At 60.7% G+C, this 17,129-nt stretch carries 18 protein-coding genes; 9 read left to right on the top strand and 9 right to left on the bottom strand.

Translation table 11 applies throughout. From position 1 onward, the window contains the following. Window positions 1–54 precede the first annotated feature (54 nt). The 5 genes from ACR3EK_RS10410 (at window position 55) to ACR3EK_RS10390 (ending at window position 3,651) form a co-directional block, all read left to right on the top strand. Window positions 55–804 (top strand): alpha/beta hydrolase, encoded by a 750-nt coding sequence (locus ACR3EK_RS10410; RefSeq protein WP_480633328.1) that lies wholly within the window; start codon window positions 55–57, stop codon window positions 802–804. Continuing rightward, window positions 804–1,796 carry an alpha/beta hydrolase gene (locus ACR3EK_RS10405; RefSeq protein ID WP_480633327.1) on the top strand — a complete coding sequence of 331 codons (993 nt, stop codon included), beginning with the start codon at window positions 804–806 and terminating at the stop codon, window positions 1,794–1,796. Before ACR3EK_RS10410 ends, ACR3EK_RS10405 begins: the two co-directional genes overlap by 1 nt. Continuing rightward, window positions 1,796–2,221 carry a VOC family protein gene (locus tag ACR3EK_RS10400; RefSeq protein WP_093962557.1) on the top strand — a complete coding sequence of 142 codons (426 nt, stop codon included), beginning with the start codon at window positions 1,796–1,798 and terminating at the stop codon, window positions 2,219–2,221. Before ACR3EK_RS10405 ends, ACR3EK_RS10400 begins: the two co-directional genes overlap by 1 nt. Before the next feature lie 20 nt (window positions 2,222–2,241). Beyond that, on the top strand, window positions 2,242–2,856 hold the full coding sequence (locus ACR3EK_RS10395; protein ID WP_170359241.1) for a hypothetical protein: 615 nt from the start codon (window positions 2,242–2,244) through the stop codon (window positions 2,854–2,856). A gap of 84 nt (window positions 2,857–2,940) precedes the next feature. After that, complete coding sequence (locus ACR3EK_RS10390; protein ID WP_170358510.1) at window positions 2,941–3,651, top strand: alpha/beta fold hydrolase; 711 nt, start codon at window positions 2,941–2,943, stop codon at window positions 3,649–3,651. Here ACR3EK_RS10390 and ACR3EK_RS10385 read toward each other — a convergent pair. Then, entirely contained in the window at window positions 3,648–4,232 is a 585-nt protein-coding gene (locus ACR3EK_RS10385) for a DUF6151 family protein (protein WP_480633326.1), read from the bottom strand. The two genes, ACR3EK_RS10390 and ACR3EK_RS10385, sit on opposite strands and share 4 nt — an antisense overlap. After that, window positions 4,232–5,503, bottom strand: a complete 1,272-nt coding sequence (gene phaZ / locus ACR3EK_RS10380; RefSeq protein WP_480633325.1) for a polyhydroxyalkanoate depolymerase — start codon at window positions 5,501–5,503, stop codon at window positions 4,232–4,234. The genes ACR3EK_RS10385 and phaZ overlap by 1 nt, the downstream gene beginning before the upstream one ends. A 111-nt stretch (window positions 5,504–5,614) precedes the next feature. On the opposite strand from phaZ, the gene ACR3EK_RS10375 reads away from it, so the two are divergent. From ACR3EK_RS10375 to phaR, 3 genes are all read left to right on the top strand, one after another. Next, window positions 5,615–7,417 (top strand): PHA/PHB synthase family protein, encoded by a 1,803-nt coding sequence (locus ACR3EK_RS10375; RefSeq protein ID WP_170458551.1) that lies wholly within the window; start codon window positions 5,615–5,617, stop codon window positions 7,415–7,417. Between the two features lie 130 nt (window positions 7,418–7,547). Next, window positions 7,548–7,994: a phasin, PhaP gene (locus tag ACR3EK_RS10370; RefSeq protein WP_170338288.1), complete on the top strand. Its 447-nt coding sequence runs from the start codon at window positions 7,548–7,550 to the stop codon at window positions 7,992–7,994. A 136-nt stretch (window positions 7,995–8,130) separates the two neighbouring features. Continuing rightward, the gene (gene phaR / locus ACR3EK_RS10365; RefSeq protein WP_170363106.1) at window positions 8,131–8,685 is read left to right on the top strand and encodes a polyhydroxyalkanoate synthesis repressor PhaR; all 555 of its coding nucleotides are present in this window, start codon (window positions 8,131–8,133) and stop codon (window positions 8,683–8,685) included. A 48-nt stretch (window positions 8,686–8,733) separates the two neighbouring features. Here phaR and ACR3EK_RS10360 read toward each other — a convergent pair whose 3' ends face one another. From ACR3EK_RS10360 to ACR3EK_RS10340, 5 genes are all read right to left on the bottom strand, one after another. Beyond that, complete coding sequence (locus tag ACR3EK_RS10360; RefSeq protein WP_480633324.1) at window positions 8,734–9,948, bottom strand: DegT/DnrJ/EryC1/StrS family aminotransferase; 1,215 nt, start codon at window positions 9,946–9,948, stop codon at window positions 8,734–8,736. 111 nt (window positions 9,949–10,059) lie between these two features. Then, window positions 10,060–11,364 (bottom strand): NAD(P)/FAD-dependent oxidoreductase, encoded by a 1,305-nt coding sequence (locus ACR3EK_RS10355; protein WP_480634018.1) that lies wholly within the window; start codon window positions 11,362–11,364, stop codon window positions 10,060–10,062. Window positions 11,365–11,376: 12 nt separating this feature from the next. Then, window positions 11,377–12,735: a glutamine synthetase family protein gene (locus ACR3EK_RS10350; protein WP_005982147.1), complete on the bottom strand. Its 1,359-nt coding sequence runs from the start codon at window positions 12,733–12,735 to the stop codon at window positions 11,377–11,379. After that, complete coding sequence (locus ACR3EK_RS10345; protein WP_480633323.1) at window positions 12,735–13,415, bottom strand: type 1 glutamine amidotransferase; 681 nt, start codon at window positions 13,413–13,415, stop codon at window positions 12,735–12,737. The genes ACR3EK_RS10350 and ACR3EK_RS10345 overlap by 1 nt, the downstream gene beginning before the upstream one ends. Before the next feature lie 58 nt (window positions 13,416–13,473). Continuing rightward, window positions 13,474–14,793 (bottom strand): glutamine synthetase family protein, encoded by a 1,320-nt coding sequence (locus tag ACR3EK_RS10340; RefSeq protein ID WP_480633322.1) that lies wholly within the window; start codon window positions 14,791–14,793, stop codon window positions 13,474–13,476. A 275-nt stretch (window positions 14,794–15,068) separates the two neighbouring features. On the opposite strand from ACR3EK_RS10340, the gene ACR3EK_RS10335 reads away from it, so the two are divergent. Then, window positions 15,069–15,356, top strand: a complete 288-nt coding sequence (locus ACR3EK_RS10335) for a sll1863 family stress response protein (protein ID WP_170372210.1) — start codon at window positions 15,069–15,071, stop codon at window positions 15,354–15,356. Window positions 15,357–15,381: 25 nt separating this feature from the next. On the opposite strand, the gene ACR3EK_RS10330 is transcribed toward ACR3EK_RS10335, so the two are convergent. Together ACR3EK_RS10330 and ACR3EK_RS10325 are read right to left on the bottom strand one after the other, a co-directional pair. Then, window positions 15,382–16,188, bottom strand: coding sequence for an ABC transporter permease (locus ACR3EK_RS10330; protein ID WP_480633321.1), 807 nt, complete (start codon window positions 16,186–16,188; stop codon window positions 15,382–15,384). Continuing rightward, window positions 16,185–17,072 carry an ABC transporter permease gene (locus ACR3EK_RS10325; RefSeq protein WP_480633320.1) on the bottom strand — a complete coding sequence of 296 codons (888 nt, stop codon included), beginning with the start codon at window positions 17,070–17,072 and terminating at the stop codon, window positions 16,185–16,187. The genes ACR3EK_RS10330 and ACR3EK_RS10325 overlap by 4 nt, the downstream gene beginning before the upstream one ends. Between the last annotated feature and the right edge of the window lie 57 nt (window positions 17,073–17,129).

Raw genomic sequence — 17,129 nt, 5'->3', positions numbered from 1 at the left:
AATTGCACTTGGACGCGGCGCGTGCATGATGCTGGAAAAGCATGTGAGGATTTCATGGCAGCGACGACATTTCTGGAAACGCCACAGAGGCGGCGGCTGGCCTATCACAGGAGCGAAGGGGCGGGCCCCACGGTCGTTTTCTTGGGTGGCCTCAAGTCGGACATGGAGGGCACCAAGGCGGCGCATCTCGAGGACTGGGCGCGGGCACGTGGGCAGGCCTATCTGCGGTTCGACTATTCCGGGCATGGCGAAAGTTCCGGCCGGTTCGAGGAGGGGTGCATCGGGGATTGGCATGAGGACACGGTTGCGGCGGTTTCAGCGCTGACCGAAGGGCCGCTGATCGTGGTGGGTTCGTCCATGGGAGGCTGGCAGGCGTTGCTGCTGGCGCGGGTCATGCCCGAGCGGATCGCCGGCATGGTCACGATTGCGGCAGCGCCGGATTTCACAGAGGACGGCTATTGGGCCTCGTTCACCGATGCGCAGAAAGAGGCGTTGGAGACGGTCGGGCATGTTGAACTGCCCTCGGACTACATGGAGCCTTACATCATCACCAAGCGGATGATCGAGGATGGGCGGACGCGGCTGGTGTTGCGGTCGCCGTTGAACCTGCCGTTCCCGGTACGGTTTCTGCAAGGCACGGCGGATACGGCGGTTTCCACCGAGACGGCGGTACGGCTGCTCGACCATGCCAGCGGTCCGGACATGCGGCAGTTGTTGGTCAAGGATGCGGATCACCGGTTCTCGGACGGGCCGTGTCTGGGGCTGATCGAAGATGCGGTTCGCGACGTGATGGGGGCCAACTGATGCGGCGGCTGGGGTGGTTTCTCGGGCGGGTCTTGCTGGCGCTGGCGGTGGTCGGCGGGCTGATCTACTGGTTCGGCCCGCGCGAAGAGGTGGATCTGCACCCGCGGTTCGATCCGCGTAAGTTCGGCGAGGGGGTTCAGATCTATTTCGAAAGCATCGAGTCCGCCTATGACGATATCGTGCCGGGTGTCGAAAAGCGGGTGATCTGGCAGGACGGATTCAAAGAACGGCGCACGCCTTATTCGGTACTTTATGTGCACGGGTTCTCTGCCTCGTCCGAGGAAATCCGCCCGGTGCCCGACAGGATCGCCGACGCGCTGGGGGCCAATCTGGTCTATACGCGCCTGCAGGGGCACGGGCGCGACGGGCTGGCAATGGCCGAAGGGACGGCCTCGGGCTGGATGCGGGACATTGCCGAAGGCCTGGCCGCCGCCCGCGCCGTGGGCGACAAGGTTATCGTGATCTCGACCTCGACCGGGGGAACCCTGGCGGCAGCTGCGGCTTTGGACCCAGAGCTGACCAAGGACGTGGTCGGGATGGTTTTCATCTCGCCCAATTTCGGGGTGCAGGCGGCCGGATCCTGGATCCCGTCGCTGCCATGGGCGCGCGGCTGGCTGCCGTTGCTGATGGGCGAAACCCGCGACGTGTCGGGCCCTGATCCGGAAAAGAACCTGTACTGGTCGTCCTCTTATCCGTGGGAGGCGGTGGTTCCGATGTCAGTGCTGGTCGATACCGTCTACGAGCTGGATTTTTCGGGCGCACTGGTGCCGGCTCTGTTCTGGTTCTCGGATGACGATCAGGTGGTTCGGCCCGACCTGACTCACAAAGTTGCAGAAGACTGGGGGGCACCTGCGACCGTTCAGACCGTAACTATGGGGTCGGGTGACGACCCGCAATCGCACGTCATTGCCGGACGGCTGATGTCGCCGGGGCAGACCGATGCGACGGTGGCAGGTATTCTGCAATGGCTGAACGGTTTTGGGGTGGAGTGATGGAGCAACGCGTCAGCCTGATCACGATCGGGGCCGAAGATCCCGAAGCCGCAGCCCGCTTTTACGAGGCGCTGGGATGGCGCCGCACCGACAGCCCGGACGGGGTGATCGTTTTTGACCTGATCGGCCAGACGCTGGGTCTGTACCCATTGACCGCGCTGGCCGAAGAAATCGGAGTTGGCGTTGAAACCCTGGGTCGCGGCGCGATGACGCTCAGCCACAATTGCCGATCCAAGGAGGGTGTCGCCGAACTGTTGCAAGCTGCCGAGGCAGCGGGGGCCGAAATCCTGAAACCAGCCTCGGACGTGTTCTGGGGCGGGCACCATGGGTACTTTCGGGCACCGGATGGTACGATCTGGGAAGTTGCGTTCAACCCGTACTCGGCCCTCGCGCCGGATGGGGCCTTTCGTTGGAACGGGTACTGAAAATGCGCAGACCAGGCAGCATGTGGAGCCTCGAGACCTTGGGCCGCGTGCGCCTGTCGCGCCATTTCTTCATGCGCGATTTCCTGTATTCCGAGATCGGGAACTTTCACGAAAAACAGAACCTGCCGGACAACCCGGGTCTTGCCATCGAAACCGGCCGTGCATTTTGCGAAACCCTTCTGGACCCGTTGGAGGAAACATTCGGGCGTGTTGCCGTCCGGTCTGGATACCGGTCGCCCTCGCTGAACCGGTTTGGAAACGAGAACAAGTTGAACTGCGCCCGCAACGATCATCCCCTTGAATGCCACATCTGGGACCGCGGCACAGGCGAGGCGCGAATTGCCGGAGCCTCGATCGTGATCCCATGGTTTGCCGACCGTTACGCACAAGGCAGGGACTGGCGCGATCTGGCCTGGTGGATGCACGATCATCTGGATTATTCCGAGATCTGGTTCTTTCCCAAACTCTGCGCCTTCAATCTGGTGTGGCGGCCCACCCCGCTGCGCCGGATCGACAGCTACATTGCGCCCCGTGGCAGTCTGCTCAGGGCCGGTGCCGATCCGGATGAGACTCTGAGCGAACGCCGGCGGCGCTATGCGGACTTTCCCGAATTTCGCGCAATCCGCTATCCTTAAAGTTTTTCTTGCCCGTCTGCGCCGAAACTCTCATCCTGATCAACAAAACGGCCGAGCCGATCGGCCAGTACAAGGAGGCCCTGCGTGATCGAGCCGCTGGTCTTGTTGCCAGGATTGATGTGCGATGCACGGCTGTTTCAGCCACAGACAACCCGGCTGTCTCAGACCAGGCCGGTAATGGTCGCGCCGATCGGCGGCGGTGATCGGATCGAAGAGATTGCCTCGGCGCTTTTAGACCAGTTGCCGCACCGCTTTGCGTTGGCTGGTCTGAGCATGGGGGGCATTGTTGCGTTGGAACTGGTGCGCCGCGCCCCGGAACGCGTGACCCGCCTTTGCCTCATGGCGACGGATGCGCAGGCCGATACCCCCCAGATCGCCGCTGACCGCGAAGAGCTGATCGTTGCGGCACAGGCTGGCCGTCTTGAGGATGTCATGCGCAAGGTTCTGGGTTCGGACACGCTGGCCCCCGGACCGCAGCGGATCCCGATATTGAACGACATGCTGGAAATGGCGCTGGAGCTGGGACCGGAACTGTTCGTGCGCCAAATGCGCGCTCTGCAGCGCCGCCCGGATCAGCAGGGCACATTGCGGCGAATAAAGGTGCCGACATTGGTTCTGTGCGGGGCACACGACACTCTGACGCCGGTCAGAAAACACAGTTTCATGGCCGAGTTGATCCCCGGTGCAGCCTTGCATGTGGTGGACATGGCGGGGCATCTTCCGACGCTTGAAGCGCCGGGTGAAACCACCGACGCGCTGTCCGACTGGTTGAACATACCCGTGCGGGCTTTCTAGTCGTACAGCGCCTTGCGTTCTTCAAGGCTGATGACATGCGGAGCCACAACCGGATTGCCGGTTGCGACGTCGAAGAACGGCGTCTGCTTCCAACGACCGGAAAGGCGCGCCGAAATGACTCTGCGGATCATGCCGAGAACAGCAGGAGCCACATTCTCGTGTTTCCATTTCCCATTCGCCTGCGGGACATGGGCGCGGGTCTCCACCGGCCCCAGAGGGGATGGATCGGAAAACCTGGCGACATCAAATCCGGCAAAGGGGAATTTCATGCTGCTGGTGGTGGTAGCCACAGGCGCGTTGCAGCATTTGGCGTACCATCGAAACAGACCTTTGGGTCCTAGCCGCATCACGGCCAGGTTCTCGGCGCCTTTGGTGATGCGGATATATTCGGGCGACATCTGAAAAATATCGACCGGCCCGGGTGCGGGGTCAGGTTGACCAAAATACAGCTGTCCGGCGCGGCAATCTGGGCAGAAACAGACGACATGGGTGCCGCTGGACACCCCTTTGGCCGTGATCTCGCCGCTAAGCTTACCGCAGTTGCAGGCAAACGGAAGGGCAGGCGCCGGGTCTGCGGACATCAAGCAACCTTGTTGCTGTTGGCCGCGCGGCGGCGCGGTTTGCGGCTGTTTTCGTTCATGAAATCTATGACCAGCGGGCGGATATTGTCACGCCAACTGCGTCCGGCGAAGATACCGTAGTGGCCCGCGCCGGGTTCGACATGGCTGGCCTTCTTGCTGTCGGGCAGACCGGTGCACAAGTCCAGCGCCGCGATACACTGACCGGGGGCCGAGATGTCGTCATTGGCGCCTTCGACCGTCTTGACCGCCACATCCGTGATTTTGCCGATGTCGACTTTGTGACCAGCCACGATGAACTCATTCCGGGCGATCTCACGGTTCTTGAACACCCGCTCGACCGTCGAGAGGTAGAACTCTGCCGTCATGTCCATTACGGCCAGATATTCATCGTAGAAACGGTTGTGGGCGTCATGATCCGACGCCTCACCCCGCATGACGCGCTGGATCTGGTCGGAGAAAGCCTTGCCGTGGCGCTCGGCATTCATGGACATGAAGGATGCCAATTGAAGAAGCCCGGGATAAACCATGCGTCCCACGCCCTTGTATTTGAAGCCCACCCGCTGAATCATCGTTTCCTCAAGCTGGCCCATGGTCACGCGGCGGCCGAAATCGGTGACTTCGGTCGGGGTTGCATCAGGGTCAACCGGGCCACCGATCAGCGTCAGCGTGCTGGGCTGCTCCTTGGGGTCGGTTTCGGCAAGGTACGCCGTCGCTGCAAGGGTCAGGGGCGCGGGCTGGCAGACAGCGACGACATGCGTGTCCGGCCCAAGCTCCTTCATGAAATCGACAAGGTACAGGGTGTAGTCCTCGACATCGAACTTGCCTTCGGACACGGGGATGTCGCGCGCGTTATGCCAATCGGTCACATAGACTTCGCAATTGACCAGCAGGCTCTTGACGGTCGAGCGCAGCAGGGTGGCGTAGTGTCCGGACATCGGCGCAACCAACAGCACCTTGCGCGGTTGCTCTTTGCGGCCATTCACGCGAAAGTGGACCAGATCGCCAAACGGGCGTTCAAGCACGGAGGTGACATCCACCAGATGATCTTTGCCGTCTTCGCAGGTAAACGTTCGGATACCCCAATCGGGTTTCACGACCATGCGTTGAAACGTGCGTTCGGTTACTTCGCCCCACGCGGCCATCCAGTTGAATGCCGGATTGGGGATCATGGAAAACTGGGGGTAGGACGCCATCGCGCTTGCGGTTGCACCAAGCCATTGGTTGGTGTTGCGCATGGTTTCCATCAGGTCGTAGGTCATCATGTAACGCACGGGAATGGCCTCCTAAATGTCAGCCTGAGAGTTCGGACCATTCGTCGCTTTGCCCCCCGGTGCCCACGACGATATTCTGCACAGCAGCGAGGTTAGGGGGGATTTGTTAAAATGACAACAAGTGAAGGCCACATGCCCGACTTAAGCGACGAACACGTTGAACGCCTTAAGGAAAACATGCTGAAAGTCGAAGATCTGTCCAAGCGGCTGATCGAGGTGATGGCGTCGAAAAAAGCTCATACTCCCGCGCTGGACGGCCCGAATCAGGAACTTTTTGCAAGAGCAGCAACTGCTTATTGGGCCGAGGCCCTGCAGAACCCGGCCAAGTTGTTGGAACAACAGCTGGAATACTGGGGCAAGTCCGTCCTGAATTTTGCTGCGGCGCAGCAGGCCCTGCTGGCGGGTGAAGGCGAAGCGGACGAGGCTCCGAGCAAGGATAAACGTTTCTCGAACCCGCTGTGGGATACGAACCCCTATTTCCGTCTCGTCCGACAGCAATACCTGACCAATGCCGAAGCCATCGCGAACGCGGTGGAGACGGTCGAGGACTTGGACGCCAAGGACAAGCGGCGGCTGAAATACTTCTCGCAGCAGATTGTCGACATGATGTCGCCGACGAATTTCCTGCCGACCAACCCCGACGCTCTGCAGAAGGCGATAGAAACCGATGGCCAGTCGCTGATCCAGGGGCTGGAGAATCTTGTTGCCGATCTCGAAGCGAATGATGGCGAGTTGATCGTCAAGCTGGCGGACGAAAACGCGTTCAAGGTGGGCGGCAACCTGGCTACAACGCCCGGCGAAGTCGTCTATCGAAATCGGATGATGGAACTGATCCAGTACAGTCCCGCGACCGAGACAGTCTATGAAACCCCCGTCGTTCTGTTCCCGCCCTGGATCAACAAGTTCTACATCCTGGATCTGAAGGCACAGAACAGCTTGATCAAGTGGATCACCGATCAGGGCTATACCTTGTTCGTCGTCAGCTGGGTCAATCCGGATGCCAGCTATGCCGAAACGGGAATGGAAGACTACGTTCAGGACGGTTTCCTGACGGCGGTCGAAGAGGCCAAGAAGATCTGCAAGGTCAAACAAGTCAATGCGGTCGGGTACTGCATTGCCGGAACGACCTTGAGCCTCACTCTGTCGCTTTTGAAGCAGCGCGGTGACAAGTCGATCAAATCCGCCACGTTCTTTACGGCGCTGACCGATTTTTCGGATCAGGGCGAGTTTACCCCCTTCCTGCAGAATGATTTCATCGACGGGATCGAGGAAGAGGTGAACAAGGAAGGTGTGCTGCGGTCATGGATCATGGCGCGCACGATGTCGTTCCTTCGGTCTCGCGACCTGGTCTATGGACCGGCGATCCGCAGCTACATGCTGGGCGAGACGCCACCCGCCTTTGACCTGTTGTACTGGAATGGGGACGGCGCGAACCTGCCCGCGAAAATGGCTGTGCAGTATTTACGTGGCTTGTGTCAGCGCAACGAGTTCGCCTCGGACGGGTTCGAATTGATGGGCCACAAGCTGCATGTTCGCGACGTGGATGTGCCGTTGATGGCGATCACCTGCGAGACGGACCATATCGCCGCTTGGAAGGACTGCTATCGCGGCGTGCAGAAAATGGGGTCGCGCAGCAAAACCTTCATCGTTTCGGAATCGGGACATATTGCAGGCATCGTCAATCCGCCCAGCAAAAAGAAATACGGTCACTACACCAACCCCGATCTCAAGGCGGGTGCCGATACCTGGATGAAAGAGGCAAGCTTCCACGAAGGCTCGTGGTGGCCCCGCTGGGAGGCTTGGTTGAAGAAGCGGTCTGGCAAGCAGGTTCCGGCACGCGAACCGGGTGATTCGAGCCATCCACCGTTGGCTCCGGCGCCGGGAACCTATGTAGTCGCCAAACCAAAGTCTTGATTTCACATTGAAACTAAAAAATTCTGCGGTGCAGCAACAAAAAACTTGAAATGCTGCGCCGCAGCAATCATATTGTCCTCAAGCTGATGAAACCCGGGGTGGGCCCGGACCGGCTGAAAGGATTAGGACAATGGCAAAGACCCAAGACTTTACCGCGATCATGAAAGACATGATGGGCGCGTTCCCGGTGGACACCTCCGCCGTTGAAAATGCATTCAAATCGACCGCTTCGCTGAACGAAAAGCTGTCGGGTGTTGCTCTGGAAGCTGCCGAGAAATCGGCTGAAATCTCGAACAAATGGACCAAGGAAACTCTGGCCAAGCTGAGCGAGATGTCGAAAGCCAAAGCAGAGCCGGCCGACTACGCCAAAGCAGCAACCGATTTCGCCAGCGCTTCGGCTGAAGTTGCTGCCGAGAACCTGGCTGCTTTCGCTGAAATCGCCAAGAAAGTTCAGTCGGAAACTGTCGAGCTGCTGATGGCTGCTGGCAAAGAAGCTGCGGAAGAAACCACCGCGGCCGTCAAGAAAGCCACCAACGAAGTGACCGCTGCTGCCAAGAAAGCAACGGCTGCCAAGTAAGCAAGATCCGCGAAACGCACCCATCCCTCCCAAATTGGTGCAATCGCTAAGGGCAGGTCCATTGACCTGCCCTTTCTTTTTGTTCTGCAGTCGCATAACCTCTGCTGCAACGCATCATCCTTGGGGAGGGTAAACGGTGTCGGACAAAGATAAACCTCTGCTGATCAAGCGGTATGCCAGCCGTCGGCTGTATAACACCGAGACCAGCGACTACGTCACGCTTGAGGACATCGCTGGGTTCATCCGCGACGGGCGCGAGGTTCAGATCATCGACCTGAAAACCGGCGACGACCTGACACGACAGTATCTACTTCAAATCATTGCCGAACATGAAAGCCGGGGTGAAAACGTTCTGCCTGTGAACGTTCTGAATGACCTGGTGCGCAGCTACATGGTGCCGGGCGGGGGCATGATGCCTCAATTCCTGCAATCCAGCTTTGAGATGCTGCGCGAAAGCCAGGCCAAGATGATGGAAAACATGAATGCGATGAACCCCATGAGCAGCATGCCCGGGTTCGAAGCAATGCAGGCGCAGCAGCAAGCGTTCCTGAAGGCCATGACAGGCGGGCTGTCGGGCAATTGGTCCGGGCCGGACAAGGACGAAGAAGGCAAGTCCGAGTCCAAAGAAGACCTGGACGACATCAAAAAACAACTGGCTGAATTGCAGCAGAAGCTTTCCAAGCTCAGCTGATACCAGACAGGCCCGGACAACCCGGGCCTTCTCTTTACTGTGTTTGGGTCAGGTGCCGAAGGCCACTTCGGGCGCGGTAACCTCGCCGACCGAGGCTAGGATGATGTCGGCTATTACATCCAGTTCCGCGCGGGTCAGGCGCACCGGCAGGCGCACGTCACAGGCCGACATCAGCATTGCTCGTGTTCGAGGCAACTCGACCTGCTCTGGCAGAAACTGCCAGTTCCAGAAGGCGCGGGCGTTGTCCTCGCTCAGACCAAAGACCTGCACCTTGACGCCACGGCCCTCGGCGGCGGCGGCAAATGCCTTGATCTGATCTTTGTTCAGATCGACCAGGTTGAACTGGATCGAATCCGGCGCACGCCGTTCCGGTGTCAGCGGGTCGGGTACGTGGATATGCGGTGAGCTGTTCAGGCGCTGCGCGACATAATCGTGGTTGGCCAGCCCGTCCCGCACCCGCCGCGCCAATTCGGGCAGTTGGGGGCGGATCACCGCGGCACTGAGGTTGCTCATGCGCAGATTGTAGAGCGGCAGCTTGTTCTGCCATCGGGCAAAGGCCTGCTCCAGATCGGGCGTATTCTGGCCGTGCGGTCCTTTGTGCTTCTTCCAATTGTGCTCATAAGCGCCCGACATGATCACGGCGCGGGCGACCAGGTCGGCGTCGTCGGTGACAAGGATGCCTCCTTCGCCCGCGTTGATCATCTTGTAGGACTGGAACGAGAAACAGCCCACCTTGCCGATGGTGCCGATGTTGCGGCCATGCCAAGTGGTGCCCAGCGAATGGGCCGCGTCCTCGATCACCGGGATGTCGCGCGCGTCGCACAGCGCCATGATCGCGTCCATGTCCGAGGTATGGCCGCGCATGTGGCTGATGATCACCGCCTGAACCCCGTCGAGCTTGGCCGCGAAATCGTCGATGTCGACGCGGTAATTGTCGCCCACCTCGCACAGGACCGGAACGCAGTCTGCATGCACCACCGACGAGGGCACCGCCGCAAAGGTAAAGCCCGGGATCAGCACCCGCGCGTCCCGCGGCAGCCCCAGCGCCTTGAGCGACAGGAACAGAGCCGCCGAACAGGACGACACCGCCAGCGCGTATTTGCTGCCCAGCAACTCGGCGAACTCTGCCTCAAGCAAAGCAACCGGCGCGTCCTGCGGCGCGGTATAGCGGAACAGGTCCCCGGATTGCATCAGGGATTCGATCGCGTCTTTGGCAGCGGCAGGGATGGGTTCGGCGTCATGGACGTTGGGTGGTAGCATCATATTTGATAATTCCAAATTCTTTGTTTGGAAAAGATAAAATGAAAAGCTGAGCAAACCAAGCCTTCATTCGCCTGCTGGGCGAAATTTCACCGAACCGTCACAAGTGGTGGGTCAAAGGCCCAGCCGATCACGCAGGGCATACCAAGTCATCGCCAGCACCAGCAGAGGGCTGCGCAGGGCCGAGCCCCCGGGAAAAGGCAGAGCAGGCACGCGGGCCATCGTGTCGAACCCTTCGGCCTGACCTTGGATGGCCAGCGCCATCAACTGTCCGGCATGTGTCGCAGTGCCGACCCCATGACCGGAATAGCCTGAGGCCGACAGGATGTTTGGCGCCAGACGCGTCAGGTAGGGCATCCGCCGCATGGTGATGGCCAGCGTACCGCCCCAGGCATAGTCGATCCGAACGTCGCGCAGATGTGGAAAGATCTCGGTCATCGGTTTGCGGACCTTGGCGGCGATGTCGGATGGAAAGCGATAGCCATAGCTCTCGCCACCGCCGAACAACATCCGCCCATCGGCGCTGAGCCGGAAATAGTTCACCACGAATTTCGTGTCGGCAACGGCCACGTCCTGCGTCAGAACCTTTGCGGCCTCGGCGCCCAGCGGCTCGGTCGCGGCGATGAAATTGTTGATTGGCATGACCCGCGCAGCGACCTTGCGGTTCAGATTGCCTAGATAGCCATTGCAGGCCAGAACCAGATGGTCGGCCGTGACCGAACCCTGTTCGGTGCGAACGGTGACGCGTGGGCCTTCCTCGATGCCCAGAACCTCGGTGTTTTCGTGCAGCGTCAGGCCGGCGGCCAAGGCGGCCTCGGCCAGGCCAAGCGCATAGTTCAGCGGGTGCAGATGGGCCGCGCCCATGTCCAGATATCCGCCCGCATAGGCCGGCGAGGGGCAGAGCGCGCGCCCGGCTTCGGCATCTAGAAGCTCGATCTGGTCATAGCCATAGGCGGTTTTCAGGTGATCGGCGTGAGCGTGCAATTCGGCGCGTTCGCCGTCGCTGAAGCCCAACGTGGCGATGCCCGGTTTCAAGTCGCAATCGATGCCCTGGCGTTCGATCAGCGATTTGGTCAGCGTCTTGGCGTCTTCGGCCAGATCCCACAGCTTGGCCGCGTCGTCGCGCCCCACCAGCTTCTCCAGGTCTTCCTGATCCATGCGCTGGGCGCTGCCCAGTTGCCCGCCGTTGCGCCCCGAGGCGCCGAAGCCCACGCGGTGCGCTTCAAGCAGGACCACCCTGAACCCGGCCTCGGCCAGGTGCAGCGCGGTCGAGAGGCCCGTATACCCTCCACCCACGACGCAAACGTCGGCGGTGACATCGCCGCGCAGCGGCTCGGTCGGGATTCGCGGGTGCGCGGTGGCGGCATACCAGCTGGGCGGGTAGATGCCGCGTTTGTCATTGCTGTACAGCAGGTTCATAGCGCACATGGCTCAGACGTTCAGCAGCAGGTGTTCACGCTCCCACGGCGATATCACCTGCAGGAACTCCTCGTACTCGGCGCGTTTGACGATGCTGTAGACGCGGGCGAACTCGGGGCCCAGAACCTGATGCAAGGCGTCGGCCTCGTCGAACAGATCCAGCGCGTTGCCCATGACCTGAGGGATGTCGCCGTCACCTTCGTAAGCGTCGCCATAGAACTGACGGCGCGGCCGGTCCTGATTAACCAGGCCAAGATAGCCGCAGGCCAGCGACACGGCGATGCCCAGATAGGGGTTGCAATCCATCCCGGCGATGCGGTTTTCCACACGGCGGCTGTCGGGACCCGACAGCGGCACACGTATCCCCGTGGTACGGTTGTCGCGCGCCCATTCGAGGTTGATCGGGGCGGCATGGTCCTTGACGTAACGCCGGTACGAGTTGACGTAGGGCGCCATCACCGCCAGCCCGGCGGGCAGGTGCAGTTGCAAACCGGCGATGAAGTTGTAGAACGCGTCCGTCTCGCCGCCCTGAGGCCCCGAGAACAGGTTCTTGCCCGTCTCCATGTCGATGATCGAGTGATGGATGTGCATGGCCGATCCCGGCTCATCCTCGATCGGTTTGGCCATGAAGGTGGCAAAGCAGTTGTGGCGCAGCGCGGCCTCGCGGATCAGGCGTTTGAAATAGAACACCTCGTCTGCCAGCTTGACCGGATCGCCATGACGCAGGTTGATCTCAAGCTGACCGGCGCCGCCCTCCTGGGTGATGCCGTCGATCTCGAACCCTTGCGCCTCGGCGAAATCATAGATGTCGTCGATCACGGGGCCGAATTCATCCACGGCGGTCATGGAATAGGCCTGCCGCGCGGCAGCCGGACGGCCCGAGCGGCCCATCATCGGCTCGATCCCCTTGGCCGGGTCCACGTTGCGGGCGACCAGAAAGAACTCCATCTCGGGCGCGACAACCGGTTTCCACCCTTTGTCCTTGTACAGCTGGACCACGCGTTTGAGCACGTTGCGCGGGCTGAACGGAATCGGATCGCCGTCCCTGTCGTAGGCGTCATGGATCACCTGAAGAGTCCAGTCACCGGTCCACGGTGCCGCCGAGGCCGTGCTGAAATCGGGCTTGAGGATCATGTCGCGCTCGATGAACCCATCCTCGCCGGCGGCCTCACCCCAGTCGCCAGTGATGGTCTGGTAGAAGATGCTGTCGGGTAGATGGAAATAGGCCTGTTTGGCGAATTTCGATGCCGGAACCGCCTTGCCGCGGGCAATCCCCGGCAGGTCCGAGATGATGCATTCGACCTCGTCCAGCCGGTGCCCTTCTATGTAATCCCGTGCTGCTTGTGGAAGTTGGTCTGTCCAGTCGGCCATCAGGCCCTCTCTTTCTTCAGGAACTCTGCCATGAAACGCCCGATATTGGCGTTGTCATCCGGAGCGTTCCATCGGGTTTTTGCGTCGTCCATCAGGGCGTCGGGCACCACGCCTTTACCACGTGTCTCCATGAGGCCCTGAATGAAATCGTTTGAGTATTCGGGGTGTGCCTGCACCGTCCAGATCGTGTCCCCGTATGCAACCATCGCGATCTTGCAGAACGCGTTGCTACCCAATAGCTGGGCGCCGTCGGGCAAGGCCGTCACCTGATCCTGGTGCCATGCGTTCAACGAAACCTTGCGCCCGTCATAGTCATACTCGGTGCGTCCGATCGCCCAACCCTTGTCGAACTTTTCAACCTTGCCACCCAACGCCTGAGCGATGATCTGATGGCCGAAACAGACGCCGACCAGCGGTTTTCGTGCCGCTTGGATCTCGCGGATCAGTTGCTCGAGCTTGGGGATCCAGGGATGATCTTCGTAGGCGCCATGCCGCGAGCCGGTGATCACCCATCCATCGCAATCGCTTGCGCTGTCGGGGAACACATCATCCACCACCGCATAGGTCACGAACTCGAAATCGTTGCCGTCCAGAAGCTGTTGAAACATCAGGTCGTAGTCGCCGAACGATCGTTCCAGCGGTTCGGGCGCGTGGCCGGTCTGCAGTATGCCGATTTTCATGAGTCACCAAATTTGATCAAATTCAATCTACCCGAGTCTTGATCCACGGGCAAGAGGATCATACGGACTCCAGATAGCTCAGCCAGTGACTGTCGGGGTCCATGTCGGCAAAGCGTGCGGATTCCTGCCTTTTGGTCATCACCATGTTTCGGATCAGATCCTCGGAGAAGATGCGCGCGATGATCGGGTCCGTCTCGAATGCCGAAATGGCCGAATCCCAGTCCCCTGCCAATTGCGGAAGCCCTTCGATCTCGTAGGCATTTCCCGTGATCGGGGGCGGGGGTTGAAGGCCGTCCTCGATGCCGATCAGAGCCGCGCCCAGAACCGCGGCCAGCATCAGAAAAGGGTTGATGTCGCCGCCGGCCACGCGATGTTCGATCCGGCGGGCGGCGGGCGCACCGCCCGGAATGCGGATTGCCGCGGTCCGGTTCTCATAGGCCCAGGCCGCGCCAGTGGGGGCATGGGCTCCGGGCACGAGCCGCGTGTAAGAATTTCCATGCGGAGCAAAGATCAGCGTGCTGCCGGGCATGGCGGCCAGACAGCCGGCGACGGCAGAGCGCAGGATTTCGGTCCCTTCACGCCCGCCATTGTCAAAGACGTTGCGACCCTGGTCATCCAGCACCGAGAAGTGAACATGCATTCCGTTCCCCGCATCATCGGCATAGGGTTTGGCCATGAAGGTCGCGGTAAAGCCGTGCTTGCGGGCTAGCCCACGGGTCAATGCCTTGAAAAGCCACGTATCATCGGCGCAGCGCATGGCATTCTGATGGTTCAGATTGATTTCGAACTGGCCGATGCCGCTCTCTGAGATTGCCGTCTGGGCGGGAATTCCCATTTCGGCGCACCCATCATAAAGTTCGGTGAAGAAGGCGTCGAAGGCGTCCATTTCGGCCATCGACAGCACCGCCTCGCCGCGCAGCCGACGGCCGGTGACCGGGTTGTGCGGAGGCTTTGGCTGGGCGTCCGAGGAGTCAAGCAGGGTGAACTCCAACTCGGTCGCGGCAACAACCTTCCATCCGCGCTGGGCATAGCGCGACAGGACCGCGGCCAGCGCATGGCGGGGATCGCCGGCAAAGGGTGTGCCGTGATCGTCGTACAGGCACATGGGCACCAGCGCCGTGGGTGTGGTCAGCCAGGGCATCGGCACGGGGCCGCGCTCGGTCGGGCGCAGCACGCCATCGGCGTCGCCGGTTTCGAACACCAGCGGGCTGCCCTCGATATCGGCGCCCCACAGATCGACGTTCAGCGCCGAAAACGGCATGCGCACCGCGCCGCTGTCCAGCTTGTCGGCGTAAGACGGGGGCACGCGTTTGCCGCGCATCTGGCCGTTCAGGTCACAGGCGGCGACGCGAAATGTATGCAGGGCGGCAAGGTCCATCTGGGGCTCCGTAGCTGTGCTGCGGCAAACCTAGTCGAGCTTTCTGCCCTTGTCACGATTTTTGATCAAATTATTCGGGTGACAATCTCGGGCGCGGCAGGAATAAACGAAACATCAGGATATGTACCCATTCCAGCACATGCATTGCACGGTTTTTTGCAACTTCAATCGGCCGGCTCGGATCAACACTCGGTTGCGTATTTGTGGGAATCGCGAGGGCTGGGTTACGCTTTGATCCGCAGTCAGGAAAGTTTTGACAAGAAAGGAATGTTCGGATGTCGGAAAGAGATGTTTACGTCGAAAAAGCCAAGGCCATGCTGGACCAGTGGAACGCCGAAATCGACAAGACCAAGGCCAAAATCGACGAAGCCGCGGCGGACAGTAAAACCCAGTACCAAAAGCAGTTGGAAGAGATGCGGGCGCAGCGGGACAAGGCCGAAGCCGAATTGAAGGAAATGCGCAAGGCCAGTGACGCGGCCTGGGCCGATATGAAAGCCGGATTCGACAAGGCATGGGACAACATGTCCGAGGCTTTTGACTCCGCGATGGCGCGCTTTAAGTGAAACGACAGTTGAAGGGCTTGGCGCCTCAGCGCGCCAGGTTCAGGCGAAACCGAATCTTGGCCTTGCGCGCCACCGGCAGGTGCCGGTTCAGCCGCTTGTTGATCAGGCCGAACACGCCCACGATCACCAGCGTCAGCAGGATGAAATAGAACGCCAGGATCGGGTAGGGGACGAACGGGTTGAACGTCTTGTCGGCGAAATAGCTGGCATAGTACAGCGCGTCCCCGCGTTGTTGCCAGGCCGGGAAGGCCGAGAAGAAGACCAGCGTGGTGGCATGGAACAGGAAAATCGCCTCGTTCGTGTAGGCGGGCCAGGCCAGCCGCAGCATGGTGGGCCATACGACCCGGCGGAAGCGCGACCATCCTGACATGCCATAGGCATCGGCGGCCTCGATATCTCCCTTGGGGATCGACCGCAGCGCGCCATAGAAGATCTCGCCCGAATAGGCGGCGGTGTTCAGGAACAGCACGATCAGCGCCCCCAGCCAGGCCGAGGTGAAGGCATCGAACATCGGATAGGTCTTCTTGAGCGACAGGAACAGGAAGTAGGCAAAGAAGAACTGGATGAACAGTGGTGAGCCGCGGAAGATGAAGATGAACCACTCGGACGGTTTGCGCAGCCACTTGCGGCTGGACGCCTTGCCCAGGGCCACGGCCGTCGCCAGGAAGAACCCGGTGGCCAGCGCCATCACGCCGAAATAGATGTTCCAGATCATCCCCGAGCCGATCAGGGTGAACTGTTCGCACAGGGTGAAATCGCTGCGCGGCAGCAGGCGCTCGCCAAACCCGATCGAGCGCAGGCCGTAGTCGTGGATGGTCTGCAGGCAGCTCATGCGGTGGTCTCCTTGCGCAGCAGCTCTCCGCCCGATGTGGCCTGACCGTGCGACAGGCGGCGCATCAGCCGTTCCAGCCCGATCTCGGAGACGCGGGTCATGCCCAGGTAGAAGACCAGCAGAAACAGGAAGTACCACATGCGCCAGTCGCCATGCGGATAGGCGGTGAATTTCGACGTCTTGGTGCCGCCCAGCTCGCGCGCCCAATAGACGATGTCTTCGACCCCCAGCAGGAACAGCAGGGGCGTGGCCTTGATCAGTACCATCCACAGGTTCGACAGACCGGGCAGGGCATAGACCCACATCTGCGGCACGAGAATACGCCAGAAGGTCTGGCGGCGGGTCATGCCATAGGCCTCGGCGGTTTCAAGCTGCGCCAGCGGCACGGCGCGCATGCCGCCGAACAGCACGTTGGCGGCGAAGGCACCAAACACGATCGAGAAGGTGATGACGGCCAAGAAAAAGCCGTAGGTTTCGTGCACCCATTCCGGTGCGGTACCCAGCGGCAACTTGGCGGCGGGGCAGACGAGAAAGTCGTTGCCCTGGCGGATCGGGTCGGTCCAGTCGGGACACAGCACCTGATGCCGCATCCACTCGAACCCCTGGTCCAGGGCGATCACGAAGAACAGGAAAAACGCAATGTCGGGCACACCGCGCACGATGGCGATATAGCCCTTGCCCAGCCAACCGAGTGGCGGGACATGCGACCGCGCCGCCATGGCCCCCGCAAAGCCGAAAGCCAACGCCACCGGGGCCGTCACCGCCAGCAAGGCCAGAACCTTGATGAACGACAGGTAGAACGACCAGTGCACGCCGTTGGTCAGATAGCATGAAAACCAGCGGAACGTGCCGAGCGTGTCGGGATCAGCGCAGTAGGAAAACATGGGGCGTCTTTCGAACGTCGGGTCCGGCGCGGGCCGGGGTGGGTTCGGCGCGCGTGG

It is taken from the genome of Ruegeria sp. BC8 (genome assembly GCF_056535705.1).
The sequence above is the reverse complement of the archived record's forward strand: the minus strand, read 5'-3'. Positions and strand labels throughout refer to the sequence as shown.